The organism is Micrococcaceae bacterium Sec5.1 (assembly GCA_039636795.1).
In the GTDB taxonomy this organism is placed as follows: Bacteria; Actinomycetota; Actinomycetes; order Actinomycetales; family Micrococcaceae; genus Arthrobacter.
In genome coordinates this window covers 4983304-5002869 of sequence record CP143430.1, presented here as the reverse complement: position 1 = coordinate 5002869, position 19566 = coordinate 4983304, and the positions used below count along the sequence as shown (strand labels likewise).

Genomic DNA, 19566 nt, shown 5'->3' with positions numbered 1-19566 from the left:
TGTCCTTGGTTTAGTTCTTGCTGAAAAATTGCGCGGCGCGGAGCTCGCCGACCGGAAGGCCGCCGCCCAGCACCGGTGGGCTTTGAAGCGTGTCCAGGCTGCCGCCGTCGACGCCCAACTGGCGGAGAACCTCAACGGTGACGGGCATGCGCGCGCGGTCACCGCCGTCGGAAATCTTCACAGCCACGCCGCGGCCGTCCGGCAGGCCCACCAGCTGGAGGCCTTCAAAACCGTCCTTGGCAAGCAGCCCCGGGACGGCGCGCATCAGCGCAGTGACGTCGCGGCCTTCGCCGCCTACCATCTCCGGGAAGCGGCGCATGGCGTGGGCAACTTTGCCCTCGTAGGTGCTTTGGTCAGCGGCGGCGATGCGGCCGTAAGCGCGGGCCATTCCGTGAAGCGTGTGGGCAAAAAGCGGGGTGCCGCAGCCATCAGTGCTCACTGCGGCTGCGTCCTCGCCGGTCAGTTCGGTGATGGTGTCACGAACCAGGACCTGAAGCGGGTGTTCCGGGTTCAGGTAGCCCTCCACGGGCCAACCATTAATGACGCACACCGCGGTCATGGACGCGTGCTTGCCGGAGCAGTTCTGCGCAAGTTGGGTGGGGCCGTTGCCGGCGCGGAGCCATTCTTCGCGCTCAACGACGCCGTATGGCAGGTCAGTGCTGTTGCCCAGTGCCGCTTCGGTCAGGCCGTGAAGCGCCAGGATTTCGGCGGCGCCGTCGCGATGCGCTTTGCTGCCTGAGTGGCTGGCGGCCGTCAGGGCGAGGAGCTTCTGGGGGATATCCAAGCCCGCGCGAAGGAGGGCTACGGCCTGGAGCGGTTTAAGGGAGGAACGCGGGTACATGGGCGCGTCCGGCTGGCCGGCTTCGATGGCACTGCTGCCATCGGCGTTCAGGGCGATCAGCGATCCATAGTGGATGCTCTCCACCAAGCCGTCGCGGGTCTGTTCGACGAGCGGGACGTGGTTGGGCGTTCTCTGTGCTGTTTGGGCCGCTGCTGCTGCGGTCACTTGGGGCATGGTGTCCTTCGGGTGGTTCATTTGCTGAGGATCGTGTCCAGTGCGACGCTGACGGCCTGAAGGTGATCGGCCATCGCTTTGCTCGCTGCTTCGGAGTCGCCTGCTTCGATTGCGTTCAGCACGGCAACATGTTCCTCGTCAGAGCGGTGTTGCCGGTCGGCGACGAGGTTGAGGGTTTCAGACTGGTGGGCCAAGGCGTCGCGAATATCGGAAACGACGCTGGCGAACACCCGGTTGCCACTGGCCCGGGCGACGGCGGAATGGAAGCTGGCATCCAGGTTTACCCAGGCTTCGGGATCGTTCTCATTGAGCATTTCCTGGACGATGTCCTTCAGGTGCTCAAGTTCTTCTTCCGTGCGGCGCTGGGCTGCCAGTCCGGCTGCGGGAATCTCAATGTGCGGACGTGCTTCGTTCAGATCACGCGCACTGTACTGGCCCAAGGTAAGGTCATTGGCGACCTTGTTGGCCACAATGAACGTGCCCTTGCCGGTCTTGGTCACGGTCAAACCCAGCGTGTTGCAGGATCGCAGGGCTTCTCGGATGACGGAGCGGCTCACGCCGTACTGGGCCGCCAGCGTTGCTTCAGAGCTCAGCTTGGTGCCGATATCGAACTGGCCGCCCTCGATAGCCCTTCTCAGTGCCGCGAAGACCGCCTCAGCCGCGGAAATGCGCGAGATCGGGGTGGGCCCAGCGGGCTTGCCCGATGCGGGCTGTCCGGCTGTCCGGCTGTCTGACAGGTTCACGTTATCGAATATGGCACGGGTCACAAGGCTGTGTCAACGCTGAAAGGCTTGCTTCAGGGTTTGGGGGTTGGCCAAGCGGCTGGCTCACTGCACCAGTGGCAGCTTGCGTACGTTGGTCACTGCATCGTCGGCGACTTTCGGCAGCCGCCCCATATGGTTTTGCAGTTCGTCTTTGGCGGCATCAAACGCTTCCACCAGCTGCCCGCAGTAGTTTCCAACAATCTCTTCCGCTACGTCGGGCGTGACGCCGAACTGCCTACCCGTGGAGACCAGCATTTGCCTGCTGATTTTCTGCAGACGGTATTCGCCTTTCACGCTCATTGCGAGGTCGATGGTCGATTCTCCATCCCAGTAGGGTGCGTATGTAGCGAGGTCATAAAGCGGTGCTATTTGCGCTTCACTGCCTCGGAGCAGGATCGAGTAGTTCTTGGCGTGAGCATCCGTGCAACCGGCCACAGTGTTGAACACGAAGGCCCGGTAAAGTGCTTCTCCAGCTTTGCGGCGGTCTCTTTCGAGGGGAAACGACCGCGCAAGAGAAGCCATGTCGCCGGCCCCAGGACCCCCGTCGCGATGCTGGTATTTCTTTGCCGGCGAAACGCTCAGAGACTGGCAGAGGTCCTCTTGGTGAATGCGGCGCCAGACGCCATCGGTCAGTTGACGGTCATAGCGCCGTGTCACGAATACGTCCCAAGAACCGATGCGTGCAAGTTCGGAGCTCGCCACCTCAAGGCCGAGCAAGGCTGCCGCCCTCATGGTCAGCTGCTCGACGACGTCGAGCCTGCTGAAGTTCCCTGCTGTCGGCTTCAAGATGTGAGTTGTTGGTGTCGCATCTGCGGGGACTCCCCACGTCCCATCGGGGAGTTGATGAAGGGCGATTTTCGGTTGTGCTCCTGCAAGACTGAAACGTCCTGCTGCATCGTCGTATGGCGTGCCATCCTCATATTCAGCCACGACATGATCCAGCATGGTGGCAACATCGGATTCCGAGACCGGGGTGACCGAGTTCCTGGCGAGCCCGCCGTCCGGGGATTCTGTTCCCGGACGCATGAATTGGAGTGCGCCAGCGACATCTGCACCGATGTACTCAAGGATGGCGAAAGGGTTTGATGGGGAGACCCCAAACCTCCTCGCTATGGTCCGCAAGGCCCCGTCGCTGTCCGGGAGCAAGCCTTGCAGGAAGGGCAGGACTGCGCGCTTCTTGTGTGAAGCGGCGGCCAGTGGCATGGAAAGCGATAATGGTGTCGCGTCGGGGATTGCCTGATATTCCGGTTTATAGCGGATTATCAGATTTCCTGAGGGCGTCTGCTCAACCCGGCCACAGGCTGCCCCATCCATGAACACGTCAAGTGCACGGGTATTTACCATCTGACGTAGCCGGTGTCGCTGTTGCGTACGGCAAGCTCAAACCCTAAAGCTTGGAAGACGTCCATGAATTTTGAAGTCTCCACTGTTGCCTTGCCGGATTCAAGGTCGATCAAGAAGGTTCGCGAAACGTTCGCTCGGCGGGCAAGCTCTGCCTGAGACCAGCCACGCTCCTCACGAAGCTCACGTACCAGTGGCCCTGCCTCCCGCACCGTGCGCATTCTCGGACTCCTGTCGCCGTACGGCAACTTTCGAAAATGTCGCCGTACGACGACTTTAGCATTTGTTGCCGTAAGGCGACAGTGCCACGCTGTCCTTGATCTTGATGCGGGCCCTGCGTGACGCTCACGGACCAGGAAGGGAAGCGCGCAGGCACCGCAAACGAGCGGTTGACACAATGGACCATGCTCTTCACCAAAAAGTCACTCACCGCCGAAGGTTTCACGGGCTTTCGAGCCTTAGACGAACTCGATGTCATGCGCGTCCCCCAGGGCCCCGGGATCTTTGTCCTGCTTTGCCCTGCTGCCTTCGAGCCCGCCTTCCTTAACAAGAGCACCGCGGGAACGTTCAAGAAAAAGGACCCGTCCCTTAAGCGGGAAGCTTTGGAAGCGGAGTGGGTCCCGGATGCTTCCGTCTTGTACCTGGGCAAGGCCAGCGCCGGAAGCCAAGGAAATCGGGGGCTGCGGAAGCAGATCCAGGAGTTCATGGATTACGGTCGCGGGCGGCCCACCGTCGTCTGGGACGCCCGGCTCATCTGGCAGCTCCGGGATGCTCTGGACCTGATCATCGCGTGGAAGGAACTCCCTCCTTCCGAGGTGAATGCAGCCGAGGCTGCCTACCATGCTGATTTCGTTGCCACCTATGGCCGCCTGCCGTTTGCGAATCTGGTTCAAGCCCGCTCCAAGAAATAGGACGTTAGGCACGACGCCGGCACTGGGCTTCTGTTGGGGGCCTGCCATGGGAGCCGCGAGCGGCGCATAATGTCATGCATGACGGCCAGTAACCCCGCTGGAGGCAAACCGCATGGATCCCGCATTACCGTCGAGGTGCCTGTCCTCCGCATAGGCGCCGGGCAAACCGAATACGAGGGACTCAACCGCTACGTCGACTTCCTCCGGAAGCCGCAAGGACTCCACATGACGCTGCTGCACGTGGGTATCCTCGATGATTTGGTCCAGGACATTGAAGCCTGGACCAAAGGAATGTCCCGGGCAGAGAATGTACTTCCCGAGCTTGTGGGTTGGTTGACAGAGTTGCCTGTATTGCAGGGGTTCCTGGGAAAGTCGGACAAATTGATCCCTCTGGGCGGTGGCCGCCTTATGGGACTGGAAGTGGACGTTCCTCAAGAGGTTCACGACTATCAGGCCCTTCTGGTTCAGGGGCTCCATGTGCTCTTGGATGATCTGGGCCTGGACAACATTGACGACTTCATCCTGAGCTCACCTGCCCTTGGCTACAGGTCACCCCGCTGGTTGCCCCATATCGCCGTCGGCAAGGCCCGGACCCGCCATGAGCCGCCCATGGAGATTGCTCCAGTGCCCGTTGAATTCGGGGATTCGCAGATCCGGCACCGGGACTCGCTTCCTCTCCCGGGGTGAACGTGTTTGTCCTGTCACGGTAAATTGGACGGGACTCCCGTTTCCCAGCCAAGGACTTCCATGCAGCCCCGCACCCTGTTTCGTACCGTTGCTTTTGCCGAAGCTGTGACGTGGACGCTGCTGCTGATTGGGCTGTTCCTTAAGTACGTCACCCACACCACGGAGGTAGGCGTCAGCATAGCCGGAGGCATTCATGGCTTTGTCTTCCTTTGCTATGCAGCAACAGCCGCTTTCACTTGGATCAACCAGAAATGGCCGGCCCGAACGGGTCTGCTTGCCACCGTCTCTGCCGTGATCCCGTACGTCACTATTCCCGTGGAAAAGTCGCTCGACCGTCGGGGTCTCCTTGCCGGCGGTTGGCGCTTTGCCCCTGGGGGAGAGGAACCTCAAGGCGGGCTGGAGAAAGGGCTGGCTTGGATCCTGGGAAACCCGATCCTGGCCATTGCGATTGTCTTGGTGGGCGTGGCTGGCGTGTTCAGCTTCCTCCTGTTCATGGGCCCGCCGGATACCTGGTTCTCCTGATCCAGCTTCGCTCTGTGGCTTCCTGAGCTTCTTTGCACCCGCTCTTCGGCGACCAAGCTTTACAAGCAAGGGAAGCATATTGGACATGCTTCCCATCGCTGCTCTTGAAAGCGTTTAGGATTCTCGGCCGTGGAAGCACATTGGTCCGAGGATCGGAATCCAGTCCTGCCGCCCAGGGTTCGTGATGGATTTGAGCGCTCGCTTCCAAACGATCGCCCTTCCTTCCTCCCCACCAGAGACCGTTGCTGGACAGGACAGTGAAAGGCAGCCCTTTCGAAGCAGGAACTTAATTCCAGATCAGTGCAACATTAAATCTTTCAGCGCGAACCAGCGGCAAAACCCCCGCAGTACAGGGCTAGGATTGGGTACGGAATTAATTGTTACAAACCGTTATCGAAAGTTCTGAGTCGTGAAGCCGATCGAGTTTCCAGAGTTTCCGTTCAACTCTCCCCTGGCTAAGTCCATCATTCAGCTTGAGCGAGTACGAGCCGATCTGGGCGAAGGAACCACACCGCCGGAGCTTTACTCTCAGCTCCGGAAGTTGTTCCAGTTACTCTCGAGCATCATGAGTGCCCGGATCGAAGGGAACAGGACTTCAATTGTTGATGCCGTCTCAGGGGTCCAACGGGCTGGTCGCGAAAACATCAAGCAAGTCGATGATGTTCAGGAGATCGTGCAGCTGCAGGAGGCAACCACTTTCGTCGATTCAGTCGTGGAGCGCGGGACCAGTCTGACCCATGGCTTTGTGAGGGAACTGCACAGAATCTCAGTCGAAGGATTGGAGCGCGAGGGAGACAGGACGCCGGGAATGTACCGTGTGTCGGATGTGAACATTAGTGGCTCGGCTCATCGTCCTCCTTCCCCGGGAGATGTCCACAGTGACATGACCGCCCTTCTCGACTTCATTAACGCCGACGTGGACCAGAACTATGAGTTGTTGAAGATTGCTTTGGCCCATCATCGCTTCGTTTGGATACATCCCTTCGGAAACGGAAATGGTCGTGTAGGCAGGCTTTTGACCTATGCCGCGATGCGTAGGCAAGGCTTTTCGGAAAGCGCGGGTTACCGGACCCTGAACCCGACAGCCGTGTTCGGAGAGAACCGGGAACTCTACTACGAGCGGCTGGAGGACGCTGATTCCCTTCTGCCCGATTCATTGATTCGATGGGCTACATACGTTCTCGAGGGCCTGCTGAACGACCTCACCAGACTGTCAAAGCTGGGGAACAAAGAGTATGTAACGAATTCTCTATTGATTCCGGCCATCCAGCGCGGGCTGGAAGTGGCGCGTTTTACTAAGGCGGAAACAGATGCTCTCATCATCATTGCCCAGAAGACTGAGGTGAAGGCGGCGGACCTCCAACCCGCGTTCCCTGGTTCTGCGGCATCCCGGAGCCAAGGAATCCGGAGACTCTTGGAGCGAGGAGTCATCGAACCGATTGGTGACGGAAGGCGAAGCTACCGGCTTCGCCTAGCGCCCAGTGAATTGACACCGCTCTTGGTGAGGGAACTGGACAGAAGGGACTTCCTACCTGCCATTCTGCAGGAGTCACTCTAAAGTCCTGGAGCGTCGGGGCAGCCCCAGGATTTGGGGTTTTCCTGGCAGGTGTCGGCGACGAGCGCTTTTTCTGTTTTCCAGACCTGGATGGTTTTGGGTGGTGTGGTGAGGTCCAGGGTTCCGTTGATGGGCAGTGGGGGTCCGTTGTTCACGGAGTAGGTTCCGGTGAAGCTGGTGGTGATGGTGGCGGGGTAGTTCCCTGTTGCTGTGTAGCTGTGGCTGGTGCGGGTGTCGTTGAGGAGCCAGTCGGCTTCGGGGATGGCATAGCCGGCGACCGGGGTGGGGCCGAGGGTGGTGGTGTCGCCGAAGTTGTAGGTGTAGCTTGCCGGGGTTGCGGTCAGGTGGACTGCTTGGCCGAGGATGGTGACGTCGAAGGCTTGTTTGGTGGCGGTGGTGTAGAAGTTCGTGGGTCCGCCTTTGAGGGTGTGGGGGAAGGGTTGGGCTTCGAGGGTTCCGGGGTTGACGGGGAGTTGGCGGAAGTCGTTGAGGATCCGGGTGGCGATGTTGGCCAGGACGTTCTCGGGTTTGGCGTCGTATAGGCACGTGGGTCCGGTGATCGCCCTATAGTCTGTCCAGTCAGGATTTGTGATCGCCTTTGGTGCTTTTTTCCATACAACGGGAGTTCCTTCTGCGCCACCCTCCGTTGTGGCTGGGCATTCGAGTCCTTGGCATCCCAAGCCTCCACCGCCAGCGCGACAAAGGGTATCCGGCTTGTACTGGTAGGGATCCTCTGCCGCGGCATTGGAATTGAGGAATTCGGACGGTATCCCAGTTTCTGGATTCAGGGTGAATCTTGCGTCGATACTTATGGCGGTATCATGCTTTCCCACGCTGACTCGAGTTTCGTCATCTGCTATTGAATGAGCAGGGCCGATAGGCAGGACCATGACGAGAGCCAAAAATACGATTGTGCTGAGACGAGTCATTCGCACGGCTAGCCCACAATCAGTCCGTTGTCGACAACTTGCCAAACCCCGCTTTGATAGCTCACCATGACCGCTTCGGCTGTGTTGTACTCGGGCGTGGCCTGCTGCCCGGAGCTTCCGTCAGCATTGAAGTACTGAATTTGCTCTTGGAGGACCTGCACCTTAGCGGCTTGAGGATCCGTATCGTCTTTCCATAAGACTTCGATGACAGGAGTACTGATGCGCCCGCCGACCACCCACCGGCCGTCGATGTAGTTCAGCTCGATCGCCCTCTTATAGGCAGCACCTGAGACTGTTGTTGTATCAGTGGCAAGACTCCAAAGTTCGAGGTCACCCGTTTCTGTGGCGTACGAGTAAGTGGCGTACCAGTACCGGATAAACGCCTCCAGCCCTGCCTCCGAGTTCTCCTTCGCCAGCTCCGGCATCACAGGAACCGGCACATTCTGTGCTTTGCCCTTCGCATCGGCTGGCTTGTACACAGTGGCAGGAGCGGCACTCCCGGAAGGGCCGGTGCCCGAAGGACCTGGCGACGAAGCGCCCGAGGTAGGCGCCGTCGTCGAGCTTGATTCGGAAGGAGAGCCGCCGGGCGGCCCGCCCTGACAACCAGTGAGAAGCAACGCGGCTGTGAGTCCGAAGACCGCTCCTCGAATGCGGGCATGTGAAGAATAGGCAAAAAGGCGTGACATGACAGGTTCCCCCAGCAACTGTTTGGCGATGTGTCGGCCAGTCTAGGTGGGGGAAAGGGAGGGTTTCACGTCGAAGGGGACCGCTTGTGGATAACTATTGTTCGTGGAGCTGTTGCCCGGAGTTTACGAGACGCCGCGCCGAGGGCTCTCTGCTGCGAGCTGCCTGACCCAGTCGGGAGTTTCCTTTCCGAGGCGTCGGTCTGTGACCAGTCGTAGCTGGGCGGCCGCGATTTGCACCCCGCGGTCACGCGCCGCGGCGCCGCGGTCGATTCTGTCGGTTGCCCCGGTCCCTGCTCCCTGGTGTGCTGGTGCTCTCATTGGCTCCGTCATCGCCAACCCCTTATCTGGTGTCGCTTGCCGTCGGTTCATTGTTGCCCGGGTTGGGGTCCAGCTCAACATCGAGGTCCGGGTCGGGGTAACTGGGCGGGACTTCGGGTGGCGATAAGCCATCCATCTTTGTCGATTCTGCCGCTTCTTCCAGTGGATAACTCCAAGCCACAGTTATAAATTCAACTTCTTCACGGCTTGGTGTTGATTCGGCCAATACAGTCATTACCTGAAAGCCCACCCTTTGCGCGGCGGGGTTCTTGGGAAAGGATGCTGTCGAAAGCCCACTCAGCCCGTCGCCACCATTCGGCCCTGTTATCGGACCCGGTCTTTTGTCGCAGGGACCTCCACCAAGCTAAATGGCCGCTAGCCAGCAATACAGCCATCGGGGGCTGTATGTGGACAATTAACCCCGCAATTTCTCCATATCCCGCCGATCCTTCTTGGTGGGTCGGCCAGCACCGCGGTCGCGCTGGGGAAGGCCGAGCTTGGGGGCAACGGGCCGCGGGGGAGTGTGGTCGGTGAAGCAGTGCGACGCAGCCTCGGCGCCGACGCGTTTCGCGATTAGCCGCCGTACTTCGAGGATCCGTTCCCAGCCCGATTCGCGGACCCGGACGGTGTCGCCGATGATCACGGTTTGCGAGGCCTTCACCGGATTTCCATTGATCCGGATGTGGCCGGCACGGCAGGCGGCGGTGGCCGCGGATCGGGTCTTGTAAGCGCGGATCGCCCACAACCAGGCATCGACGCGGACGTTTGCCGGGGATGATGTCGGGATACTCATGATTGGGAAGAGTCTAACCGGGCCGAGCAAGACCCGCGAGAACGCCGGAAACGTGCGAGTACAAGGGGAAGCCACCGAGCACGCCGAAGAGTTCCGGCGATCACGCAGCTCTCCCGCGATCTCGGCGAGAAAAACCTACCGAACCGTCACCTCAACCCGCTGGGCCATGTTGTTCCCGATGCCCTGGTAGTTCCACACTTGGTCGCTGGGCTGCAGCGCACCTGAGGAGTCCATCGCACGGCACCGCAACTCGTGCTCGCCCGGGCTCGCAACCCACACCATGGTCCACGAACGCCAGGCAAAATCACCCATAGCGGGTTCCAGATGGGCCGGCATCCATTCGCCGTCGATCCCCACCTCCACCCGTTCCACTTCGCCGTGACCGGACCACGCCCTGCCGTGCAGCATCACAGGACCGGCATCCACTACCCGGCGTCGGGTAAAGAAATCAGGAATCCCGGGCGGCACCATCAGGGAGCGGACGCGAATGTGCGACACGGGCAAACCTGGCCCATCGGGTCCCTGAAGGTAGTGATACGCCACGGCCTGTTGGAATCCCATGAAACGTGAAGTCACTGCCTCGATGGAGGTCAACCACTTCACGCTTGCCATGCCATACCAGCCGGGCACCAACAGCCGCAGCGGGAAACCGTGCTGGATCGGTAGCGGGTTGCCGTTCATGGCGTAGACCAACATGACTTCGGGATGCATCGCTTCGGCAATCGAAAGACTACGGGCGTATGGTTCCTCCACTCCACCCTGGATACCGCTGTCGGCGCCGGTAAAGACAAGTTCGACGGCGTCACTCGCCAACCCTGCCTCCTCCAGCAGTGGTGCCAACGGAGTTCCAGTCCATTCCGCAGTGCCTACAGCTCCCAGCACCCAAGGCTGGCTGAGCGGACGTGGCTGCAGCAGTGAGCGTCCATTTCCGGCGCACTCCATGGTGACAGGCATGGTGACTGAGGGCCGCGACTTGATGTCGTCGAGGCTCAGTTCCAGACTGTTATTAAGGGCGCCACCGAGCCGCAGGCGCCATTCCTCGGCGGTAACGTGCGGGATATCGAAGTGAATGAGCAGATAGTGCAGGCCTGCTGGCGTGATGTCGTCGTGGAGGGCTTCGAGCGGCATTGAATGGTTGCGGCCGGAGAGCTGCAACTCTTCGTGGGTCAGGGGACCTTCGGTCGGCTGTCCCGTGATGACGGCTTTCGCCGCGTCTTGCTTGACATGGTGTTTGGACATGGGAGGCGGCGTTCTACTGGACCTGACGCTGCGGGCGTGCCGCAGCACTTAGGACAAGGATCACGCGGGGACCTAATGCCGTCAATAGGCGATTGCGAGGCCCGGTATGCACTGTCCGCGAGCGAAGAAGCCCGCAGAGCGGTCCCCACAACGGGTGGCGAGCTACCGACGTCGAAGTTCCGGGTACTCCAGATGCGGAGCAACCGTGCCGGCGTCCCGCTCAAGGAAGTTGACGGCGGGGGCCACGATGTCATCGATTTCATCCAAAACCGCGTCGTTGAGCACCACATCGGCGGCCTTCAAGTAGTCGGTGAGATGGTCCTCGGTCCGCGGTCCAATAATCACACTGGTGACGGCTGGATGGTTCAACGCAAAGGCCACAGCGAGCTGGATGAGGGTCAGTCCGTACCTGGCGGCCAGTTGTGCGAGTGCGTCTGCCGCGTGCAGCTTGCCTTGGTTGAAGGGCGCGTTCACATCGAACCGGCCGGGCACAGCGGCCGAACGCGAGCTTTCGGGCTGGCCCGCGCCAACGCGGTAACCGCCAGCCAGCCACCCACCGTCGAGCGGTCCATAACTCAAAACCCCGACGCCGTACTGCTGGGTGATGGGGAAAACGTCGCGTTCGTTGGCGCGAACCAAAAGCGAATAGGGAACCTGATCCACCACCGGCGGCGTCAGGTGGTTGGTGTTCGCGATCCACTGTGCCTCGACGAGCTGCGCGGGGCTGAACACCGAGGTGCCGTAGTAGAGGATCTTGCCCTGCCGGATGAGATCGTTCAGGGTGGTGATGGTCTCAAGGAGATCGGTGTTGTAGTCGGGACGGTGCGCTTGGTAGAGATCGATCCTGTCCGTATTGAGCCGCCTCAAGCTGTCCTCCACAGCCCGGACAATCCACCGACGCGAATTTCCGGCGTGTGCTGGGTTGGACCCCATCTGGCCATGGAATTTGGTGGCGAGGAAAACGTCGTCGCGCCTTCCTTGGATTGCCTGGCCCACCACTACCTCGGCCTCGCCCTGGGAGTAAATATCGGCGGTGTCGATGCTGGTGATGCCGCCGTCGAGCGCAGCCTGGATGATGCGGATGCTCTCCGCAGGTCCCGTGGGGGCGGTGCCGGTGCCGAAGTTCAAGGTACCCAGGGTGAGAGGGCTGATCAGGGCGCCAGTGCGTCCAAGCGTTCGTAGCTCGTTGAGGCTCATGTCGGCTTCCTGTGGTGGGTCAAGGGCATGTCCAATCGAGGCTACACACGGCCGTGGGACGCCCAAATGCAAACGGTAGAACTTCTTCGTTTTTCGTCTTGCGGGGTAATGGAAGCGGCCTTAGTTCGCGACATTTCTTGACATGCGGCAACACAAATGTCTTTCGAATCAACAAATATTGCCGTTCCCGGAAGCGGGTGAATTATGGGAAAGGAACTCAAGCAACGCACGATAGGGGACAGCAAAAATGACACAGACAACCGTGGAAGAAACGGCGGCCATCAAGGCTGCATTTGCGCAGTTCCCGTCCGGAGTGGCTGCCTTCAGTGCCATGGTGGATTTCACGCCAGAAGCCCTGGTGGCATCGTCCTTCACGGTGGGCGTGTCATTGGAGCCGCCGTTGGTGATGTTCGCGGTGCAGAACTCCTCCACAACGTGGCCCAAGCTTCGGCAGGCCAGCAGGCTGGGGGTATCCGTGCTGGCCGAGGGTCAGGAAGCGGCCTGCCTTCAGCTGTCCTCCAAAACCCGGGACCGCTTCGCCGGATTGTCCACCAGCGTCAGTGACTCAGGGGCCGTTCTGATCGACGGCGCGGTGCTGGGTTTCGAGTGCGAGGTTGTCTCCGAGACGCCCGCCGGGGACCACGCGATCGTTGTCCTCGAGGTCAAAGCGACCACCATCAACCACGAATCCAAACCACTGATCTACCACGGAGCAGCGTTCCGGCAGCTCGCCGCTTAGGAGTTGCGGCTTACCCCGCTGAGCGAACCCTTACGGACCGGGCTCGAAGGCTTTCCATTCTTGGAAGTGTTCGGGCCCGATTTCTTGGAGTTGTTCCCTTGGGCCGAGCTGTTCCCCTGGCTGGATTTTGTAGATTCAGGACCGGACTTTTTCGGACCATTGCCCGGCGACGCCTCGGTGCCCGAAGACTGCTGCGCATCCGGGGCCTTCGGGGCGGGTGGTTCCTCATTGCTGGACGGCGGTGTTGGCTCGCCCACCTCACGGACCGTTACCTTGATGGCGGGCGGTTCCTCTGCCTTTGCGCGCTCGGCCGCCCTCCGGTCAGCTTCCGCGACGGCGTCGGCCCAGTCCTTCGCAAGCACGGGGGGTTCCTTGCTGGCGGCCACGAGCAAGGGGTGGTGGGCGGTCTGTGTTTCGACCACTTCCTTAACCTGGGCAGGCTTGGGTACCTTCCTGGGGCTAACCTTCCACGCACCGTCCTTGACGGCAGAAGCGGCATCCGAGACCCGGCGTCGAACATCGCCAAAGCGATCCTTCTTGGGCTCTGCCACAACAGGATGGGCTGCCACCTCGGCAGTGGAACCGGTAGGAACGTAGGCAAGATCTTCAAGAGGTGACTCAACAGCGTGACTGGAGTAATCGACGTCGTCACCCGCCAAAACGGGTACGTGTTCCGGAGCAGGAGGCAGATGAACGATGGCGACCGTTTCCTTCTTGGGGAAGACGCCGATCATCGCCAGGAGAATCACTGACACAAGCCGTCCGACTCCGGCAACTACCAGAGTGATGATGATGACCAACCCGAGGCCCAGGAACATGAGGATAGCCATCCCCACCGTGCCCAAATATGTCAGGTTGATGGCGAGTGTTGTCGGATCCTCCACGTAGCCTCCCCTGGCAGTCGTTTTGCGATGCGCGCATTGCCCACCCAGCTTGCACATCTAGCCTAAGGTCCAGCACCGACGGAATCACGCCCCGCACCACCCTCTGGCAGGGGTTGTTTCGAAGCTGTTACATGGCGTGGGAAAATATGTTGTCCAGCTCTCATTTTCAGCCTCGGATTGGGACAACGTGACCCCTGATTTCAGCCGACTCCGCAACAGTGCGTGCCCCTGCCTCTCCGGGGAGCCCTATAACGATTGTTGTGGGCGCTTCCACCGCGGCGAGGCCGATGCGCCCACAGCCGAGCAGCTTATGCGTTCCCGGTATTCGGCGTTCGTCATTCTGGATCCGGCATACCTCCTGCGCACTTGGCACGCGTCAACCCGCCCGGCTTCCTTGGAGCTGGACGCGGACATGCAATGGCGCAGGCTCGACATCCTGGGCACGTCAAACGGCGGGCCCTTGGACACCACCGGGACCGTTGAGTTCGCCGCGCGCTACAGGTCCGACGGCGAACGGGGAGTGCAGCGCGAACACAGCCGTTTCGTACGTGAGGCTAGGCGCTGGTACTACGTTGACGGCGAGGTCCTGTAGCGGGCTACCGATATTTCCGGTGCAGGTTCTCCTTGTTTGAGGCGCCCGGGGAAGCATCGGCGATCCACGGCCCGGTTCCTTCGGACTGATCCAGGACCCCGGCCTCCAGCCAGGCGTAATCGCCGGCGAGGACTTTGCGCGAAAGCTGGTGGTCGCCGTCGTCGGTGTTCCGCCACAGCTGGTCGAAGTATTCGTCCACCCGCACGCGCGCCTGCTCGCAATAGGCCTCGGCGAGCTCAAAGGCCGCCGCGCCGTGTTCCGGGTGGGTACGGAGCAGCATTTCGGCCCGGGAGCAGCATGCTGCCATCGCGAACAGTTCGGCGCCGATGTCCACGATCCTGCCAAGGAACGCTTGTTTGTGTTCCAGCTTCGCTTGCCAGCGCCCCATGCCGTAGAAAGTCTGCCGGGCGAGCCGGCGCGAGGACCTTTCAACAAACCGCAGGTGCTTGCCCAATCGTCCGAACTCGCCGTAGGAGCGCGGATCCATGCCTGCTCCGGCAACGAGTTTCGGCAGCCAGCGGGCATAGAAACCTGAAGCTCCGACGGCGGCCCTCGCCTTGTCCTGCAGGCTGGCATCCGATGAGGCGAGGTCGCCCGCGGCGGCAAGGTGTGCGTCCACGGCTTCGCGGGCGATGAGGAGTTTCATGATCTCGCTGGAACCCTCGAAGATCCGGTTGATGCGGAGGTCCCGGAGGAGTTGCTCGGCAGCTACGGCGCGTTCCCCCCTTGCTTCAAGGGATTCGGCGGTTTCAAAGCCACGGCCGCCGCGGATCTGAACCAGTTCATCGGCGATCCGGCAGCTCAGTTCAGTGGACCAGAGCTTGGCCAGCGCGGCTTCGATGCGCACGTCCTTTTGGCCGGCGTCTGCCATCTCGGCTGACAGTTCAAACACAGCTTCCAACGCGAAGGTGGTGGCGGCGATGAACGCAATCTTCTTTCCTACGGCCTCGTGCTTGCCCACCGGGCGGCCCCATTGTGTCCGCGCGTTGGACCATTCGCGGGCGATCTTCAGGCTCCATTTCCCTGCGGCAACGCACAGGCCGGGGATGGAGAGGCGTCCGGTATTGAGCGTGGTGAGGGCGATTTTGAGGCCTTGGCCTTCGCGGCCCAAGCGGTTCTCCACCGGCACACGCACCTGGTGGAAACGGGTCACGCCATTCTCGATACCGCGCAAGCCCATGAAGCTGTTCCGGTTTTCCACGGTGATGCCGGGAGAGTCCATCTCCACGACGAACGCGGAGATGCCGCCCTTGTGCGTGGTGCCGTCGGCGTCGGTGTGGGCAGGAACCCTGGCCATAACAACCACGAGCTCGGCGATCACCCCGTTGGTGGTCCAGAGTTTCACGCCGTCCAAAAGGTAAGACCGACCGTCGTCCGAAAGAACGGCTGTGGCGCCCATCCGGGCGGGGTCGCTGCCGACGTCGGGCTCCGTCAGGAGAAAAGCCGTAATGGCGCCGGCAGCGCAGCGCGGAAGGTATTCCTGCTTTTGCTCCGGCGTGCCGAATTCCTTCACGGGCTCCGGAACACCAATGGACTGATGTGCCGAAATCAGTGCGCCAAGGCTCGGATGGACGGAGCCCACCAAAGCGAGTGCGCGGCCATAGTAGACCAAGGACAATCCCAGGCCGCCGTACTCCCGCGGGATTTTCATGCCGAAGACGCCAAGGTCCGCGAGGCCTGCAAGGTACTCGTCCGGGATCTTCGCGTCGCGTTCAATCACCCGTCCGGACATGGACCGGCAGAACGCCTCGAGCTTGGCCATGAACTCTTCGCCGCGCTCCACGTCCTCCGTTTTGGCTTGTGGCCACGGGTGGATCAGGCTGAGGTCGAAGCTACCCAAGTACAGGCCCTTGGCAAAGCTGGGCCGGTTCCATTCAGTTTCGCGGGCGGCCTCGGCGACGGCGCGGGCTTCTTCTGCTGTGGCGTTGACGCTTGCGGCGGTGAGACTGTTGTCAGTAGCGGACGTCATGGGATAACTCCTCTAGCCGGTTGTGCCGGATGGAGCCAGGGTCCGCCTCGGGTGGGGAACCCTTCAGCTGTCCCTCAATGCTACCCGCGAGTAGCTACCCGTGCTAGGGGAAACCTGGGGCTGGAATTCGGCCGGGATTTCGACGTTTCCTGCATGGTGGACCAGGCTGTCCCACGCAAAATTGATGCCATGCACCAAGCCGCCCAAGACGGCCTTGACCGTGTACCAGGCTATGCCCATGGCGCCGATGAGAACGATAGTTGCTATGGCTGCTGCTGCGATGAACGCCACCAAAATGGCGGCGAAGGCCAGCGTTCCAATGAATACGTAGGTGGCTGTTTCCAGAGCGGTAAAGTCAAAATCCATGGTTCCCCCTATGCGACAATGCGTGGGTAGACGCGGCGTGGCTGCGTCGATGATCCGACACTAAGGGTGGGCGTAGTTTTCGGCCAGCACAGAATCGCGTCGCGGCCGTGTCGATATGGGATCGAAACCGAACCGGGCGGTATGTTACGGAATGATTGCGGGGCCAGCCTTCGCATCGTCCTTGGAAGGCTCGACGGCGGCCCTTTCAGTACCGCCCGACGCGGCGGTGATGCTCTGCGTTAACCTTGTACGGGGCAGTTTCCGCTGCCAGCCAGGTTTCGCAGCAGCTGAAGGAGAGTAGTTGTCCCGTTCAGCCATGTCCTCCGCCGACGCCATCAGTGCCCGGCTTCGCGACCTCGAGCAACTAACCAAAGGTCCAGCCTGGGCCCTCACACGTTCGGCCCCTTGGGTGATCGCGGTGCTGCAGGCTTCCTTCACCCGCACCCGGCCGCAGCTTCCGCTGGAAGAGTTCCATGCCGACGTCGACGCCTTCCTTGAGCAGCTTCGCCGCCAGGAACCAGGGCTGGGCGGCCAGCAGAACGGCAAGGCCTTCGGCGACGAATGGACGCGCAGGCAGTTCCTGACGCGCCGCAACCAGTCAGGCCAGATCGTTTACGAAGTCACCGAAGCAGCGGCGCGCGTGCTCGCCTTCCTGGACAGCCTCTCAAGCGATCGTTCCACGCTCAACGGTTCCCGCTTGGGCACGCTGCTCGGCGATGTGGAGAAGCTTGCCAACGAGACCAATCCGGACCAAAGCGCACGTTTGGAGGCGCTGGAGGAAGAAATCCAGGAGCGCCAGCAACTCGTCGAAGACATCAGCTCCGGCCAGTTCGACGGCCTCCTGGACGACGAAGAGGCTGTTGAGGCAGCCGGCAACATCCTTGACCTCGCAGCCAGCCTTCCCGCTGACTACAAGAAAATGCGTGACCGCATCGAGGAGTTGGTGGGCGAACTCCGCAACCAGATCATCGAGGAGTCGCTGAGCAAGGGCGCAACCATGGCCCAGGTTCTGGAGGCCGACAAACGCCTGCGTCAAAGTCCAGAGGGCCGAACGTTCCGCTCCTTCACAGCCTTTCTGGAAGACCCGCAGCAGCAGTTGCGTTTCCGCTCCGCGATCGGCGAGGTCTTGAGCCGTCAGTTCGCGGACGATCTTTCGCACGAGGACCGCGAAACGCTGAAGAACCTCGTGGCCGAACTGCGCACCCAGCACAGCCAGATCCAGAGAATCTACGGCAAGCTCTCCGAGAGCCTGAACACCTATATCCAGAGCGACGACGTCCGCCAGTCGGTCAGCCTGCGCAAGGTCTTAGCTGAGGCAGAGCAAGCCATCAGGTCCATGCCCTACGAACGCGACCGGCCAGGCCTGGTCCGCGGCCCCGTTCTGTACAACGCAGGGTTCGAGTCGCTGGCAATGGTCAAACTTTTCGACCCCGACGAGTTCGCGACCCCGCCCCGATTGGCCGATCCCATCGCCTTCAGTGACTCGGACCGGGTTCGGTCAGCCCGCACCGGAAAGGCGAAGCCTGCTGCTGTGCGGGCCGCGATGGCCGGCGCAGCTACCCTGGGCGAGGCGTGGGAAAACCTGCCCGCCGAGGAACGGCACATCAACACTGTCCGAACCCTGTTGTCCATGGCGCTGCATGGTGGTGCGGCCTTCGACCGGGCCGCTTGGGAACACATCGACTTCGAACAAATCGACGGCAGTATCCGCACTGCGTACTTGCCCGTTGTCTCGCTGAATGAGGATTCTGATGACTGAGGAAATCACGACGACGGACGTCACCGAGGAGGGGCACGTCACCGAGGAGCATGCCACCGACGAGCACGGAGCCGTTGAGGAGGCTGAAGTCCCGACTGAAGCGGCGACTCACGCCACCCACGGTGACCCGTTCCGGGTCACCCCGCGGGACACGTTCGTTGACGGTGCCGCCCTCTTCCCGGGCGACACAGGCGTGCTGCCGATGAAGGTCCGTCACGCGCTGGTCAAACTGCTGAAAGGCCCCTACATCGACGGCGGCCGCGACGAGAAGCTCTGGACCACACTCCTGGACAACCAACTCATCCTCCGCAGCCGCCTCTCCGAACTGTTCCTCACTCTCCAGCTGGATCACGACCGCAAGATCGCCGTCCTCCGCCCCGTCGACCCGGAGATCATCGGCGCCAGCTCACGATCAAGCATCCTCCGGCAGCAGCGTGCACTGAGCCGCGTGGAAACCATCGTCCTCCTCCGCCTGCGCCTCCTCCTGGACCGTCACGTCACAGCCCAGACGGACCCCACCATCACCCGCGAAGAGATCTCGGAACTCGTCGCCAATTACACCCCCGCAGGCCAACAGGATGCACTCCGCGACTCCGACGTCGTCACCCGCACCATCACCAAACTCCTGGCCCGCCAACTCCTCCTCCCCACCCCCTTGGACGACACGTACACCATCAGCAACGCGCTCCCGCTGGCCCTCCCCTTCGAAAACATCGGCGACATCCCAGCCCAAATAGAGGCCCTCATAGCGGTAGCCGCCGACGAATCAGGAACAGAGCCGCTGCTGGACGTGGATTCATCAGACACCTCAACCGAGGACGACGATGCCGACGCGGCCGTGGGGGTTGGGGAGGACGACGCCGATGCCGCCCCCGCCCCTTCGCCGGACAGCACTCGTCCTGTGGACGATGCTGCCGGCTCCGGAAGGCCCGATGCCACTCCCGGGGCGGCATCGGCGTCGTCTACCTTGGGTGCCGACCTCACCGGCGTCGAACCCGGAGTCCACGATCCAGCGCCGTCAGCAGCCATCGCTGACCATGAAAATGAAGATGGTGCCGGGGTCAATCCAGCCAGCGGCCTCGACGATCCAGCGCCGTCAGCCGCCCTCCCTGACCATGAAAATGAAGATGGTGCCGGGGTCAATCCAACCGGCGACCTCGTCGATCTTGCTAAACGGTTTGACGCGGGTTCGGAAGCCGGGAACGGCACGAGCGGCGATCCCGGAGACATGCGGCAGCATGCGTCTAAGGGAGGAACGACCGAGCATGCAGAGCATGTGTCCGGTACCGCCGCGAACGCA

At 61.3% G+C, this 19566-nt stretch carries 19 protein-coding genes and 1 pseudogene; 8 read left to right on the top strand and 12 right to left on the bottom strand.

All coding sequences use genetic code 11. The features are described from left to right. Window positions 1–10 precede the first annotated feature (10 nt). The 4 genes from VUN82_22885 to VUN82_22870 all read right to left on the bottom strand — a co-directional run bounded on the left by VUN82_22885 (window position 11) and on the right by VUN82_22870 (window position 3341). Window positions 11–1015: an asparaginase gene (locus tag VUN82_22885; GenBank protein XAS74776.1), complete on the bottom strand. Its 1005-nt coding sequence runs from the start codon at window positions 1013–1015 to the stop codon at window positions 11–13. Window positions 1016–1032: 17 nt separating this feature from the next. After that, window positions 1033–1758, bottom strand: a complete 726-nt coding sequence (locus tag VUN82_22880) for a FadR/GntR family transcriptional regulator (protein ID XAS71881.1) — start codon at window positions 1756–1758, stop codon at window positions 1033–1035. An 84-nt stretch (window positions 1759–1842) separates the two neighbouring features. Continuing rightward, on the bottom strand, window positions 1843–3123 hold the full coding sequence (locus VUN82_22875; GenBank protein ID XAS71880.1) for a type II toxin-antitoxin system HipA family toxin: 1281 nt from the start codon (window positions 3121–3123) through the stop codon (window positions 1843–1845). Beyond that, a complete protein-coding gene (locus VUN82_22870) occupies window positions 3117–3341 on the bottom strand; it encodes a helix-turn-helix domain-containing protein (GenBank protein ID XAS71879.1) in 225 nt (74 codons plus the stop codon). Before VUN82_22870 ends, VUN82_22875 begins: the two co-directional genes overlap by 7 nt. 183 nt (window positions 3342–3524) lie before the next feature. Between VUN82_22870 and VUN82_22865 the strand changes: the two genes are divergently transcribed. From VUN82_22865 to VUN82_22850, 4 genes are all read left to right on the top strand, one after another. Continuing rightward, complete coding sequence (locus VUN82_22865; protein XAS74775.1) at window positions 3525–4031, top strand: hypothetical protein; 507 nt, start codon at window positions 3525–3527, stop codon at window positions 4029–4031. A gap of 78 nt (window positions 4032–4109) precedes the next feature. Continuing rightward, the gene (locus VUN82_22860) at window positions 4110–4718 is read left to right on the top strand and encodes a hypothetical protein (GenBank protein ID XAS71878.1); all 609 of its coding nucleotides are present in this window, start codon (window positions 4110–4112) and stop codon (window positions 4716–4718) included. A gap of 60 nt (window positions 4719–4778) precedes the next feature. Continuing rightward, entirely contained in the window at window positions 4779–5240 is a 462-nt protein-coding gene (locus VUN82_22855; protein ID XAS71877.1) for a DUF3817 domain-containing protein, read from the top strand. Between the two features lie 409 nt (window positions 5241–5649). Next, window positions 5650–6798 (top strand): Fic family protein, encoded by a 1149-nt coding sequence (locus VUN82_22850; protein XAS71876.1) that lies wholly within the window; start codon window positions 5650–5652, stop codon window positions 6796–6798. Here the strand turns inward: VUN82_22850 and VUN82_22845 are convergent. The 5 genes from VUN82_22845 to VUN82_22825 all read right to left on the bottom strand — a co-directional run bounded on the left by VUN82_22845 (window position 6795) and on the right by VUN82_22825 (window position 11957). Beyond that, the gene (locus tag VUN82_22845; GenBank protein ID XAS71875.1) at window positions 6795–7628 is read right to left on the bottom strand and encodes a hypothetical protein; all 834 of its coding nucleotides are present in this window, start codon (window positions 7626–7628) and stop codon (window positions 6795–6797) included. The two genes, VUN82_22850 and VUN82_22845, sit on opposite strands and share 4 nt — an antisense overlap. A gap of 104 nt (window positions 7629–7732) precedes the next feature. Then, window positions 7733–8410: a DUF6318 family protein gene (locus VUN82_22840; protein XAS71874.1), complete on the bottom strand. Its 678-nt coding sequence runs from the start codon at window positions 8408–8410 to the stop codon at window positions 7733–7735. 733 nt (window positions 8411–9143) lie between these two features. Next, window positions 9144–9521, bottom strand: a complete 378-nt coding sequence (locus tag VUN82_22835; protein ID XAS71873.1) for an RNA-binding S4 domain-containing protein — start codon at window positions 9519–9521, stop codon at window positions 9144–9146. Between the two features lie 135 nt (window positions 9522–9656). Next, window positions 9657–10760, bottom strand: a complete 1104-nt coding sequence (locus tag VUN82_22830) for a sulfite oxidase (protein XAS71872.1) — start codon at window positions 10758–10760, stop codon at window positions 9657–9659. Between the two features lie 162 nt (window positions 10761–10922). Then, window positions 10923–11957 (bottom strand): aldo/keto reductase, encoded by a 1035-nt coding sequence (locus tag VUN82_22825; protein XAS71871.1) that lies wholly within the window; start codon window positions 11955–11957, stop codon window positions 10923–10925. Window positions 11958–12204: 247 nt separating this feature from the next. Here VUN82_22825 and VUN82_22820 point away from each other — a divergent pair, with 247 nt between their 5' ends. Further along, a complete protein-coding gene (locus tag VUN82_22820) occupies window positions 12205–12696 on the top strand; it encodes a flavin reductase family protein (protein ID XAS71870.1) in 492 nt (163 codons plus the stop codon). On the opposite strand, the gene VUN82_22815 is transcribed toward VUN82_22820, so the two are convergent. After that, a complete protein-coding gene (locus tag VUN82_22815; protein ID XAS71869.1) occupies window positions 12693–13580 on the bottom strand; it encodes a hypothetical protein in 888 nt (295 codons plus the stop codon). The genes VUN82_22820 and VUN82_22815 overlap by 4 nt on opposite strands. A gap of 136 nt (window positions 13581–13716) precedes the next feature. On the opposite strand from VUN82_22815, the gene VUN82_22810 reads away from it, so the two are divergent. Continuing rightward, window positions 13717–14172, top strand: coding sequence for a YchJ family protein (locus tag VUN82_22810; protein XAS71868.1), 456 nt, complete (start codon window positions 13717–13719; stop codon window positions 14170–14172). A gap of 4 nt (window positions 14173–14176) precedes the next feature. Here the strand turns inward: VUN82_22810 and VUN82_22805 are convergent, their stop codons facing one another. Both VUN82_22805 and VUN82_22800 read right to left on the bottom strand, forming a co-directional pair. Beyond that, the gene (locus VUN82_22805) at window positions 14177–16141 is read right to left on the bottom strand and encodes an acyl-CoA dehydrogenase family protein (GenBank protein ID XAS71867.1); all 1965 of its coding nucleotides are present in this window, start codon (window positions 16139–16141) and stop codon (window positions 14177–14179) included. Window positions 16142–16204: 63 nt separating this feature from the next. Next, entirely contained in the window at window positions 16205–16507 is a 303-nt protein-coding gene (locus tag VUN82_22800) for a hypothetical protein (GenBank protein XAS71866.1), read from the bottom strand. A gap of 301 nt (window positions 16508–16808) precedes the next feature. On the opposite strand from VUN82_22800, the gene VUN82_22795 reads away from it, so the two are divergent. Then, entirely contained in the window at window positions 16809–18266 is a 1458-nt protein-coding gene (locus tag VUN82_22795; GenBank protein ID XAS71865.1) for a DUF3375 family protein, read from the top strand. Then, window positions 18259–19095, top strand: a pseudogene (locus VUN82_22790) (DUF4194 domain-containing protein). The gene VUN82_22795 and the pseudogene VUN82_22790 overlap by 8 nt, the downstream one beginning before the upstream one ends. The last annotated feature ends 471 nt before the right edge of the window (window positions 19096–19566 follow it).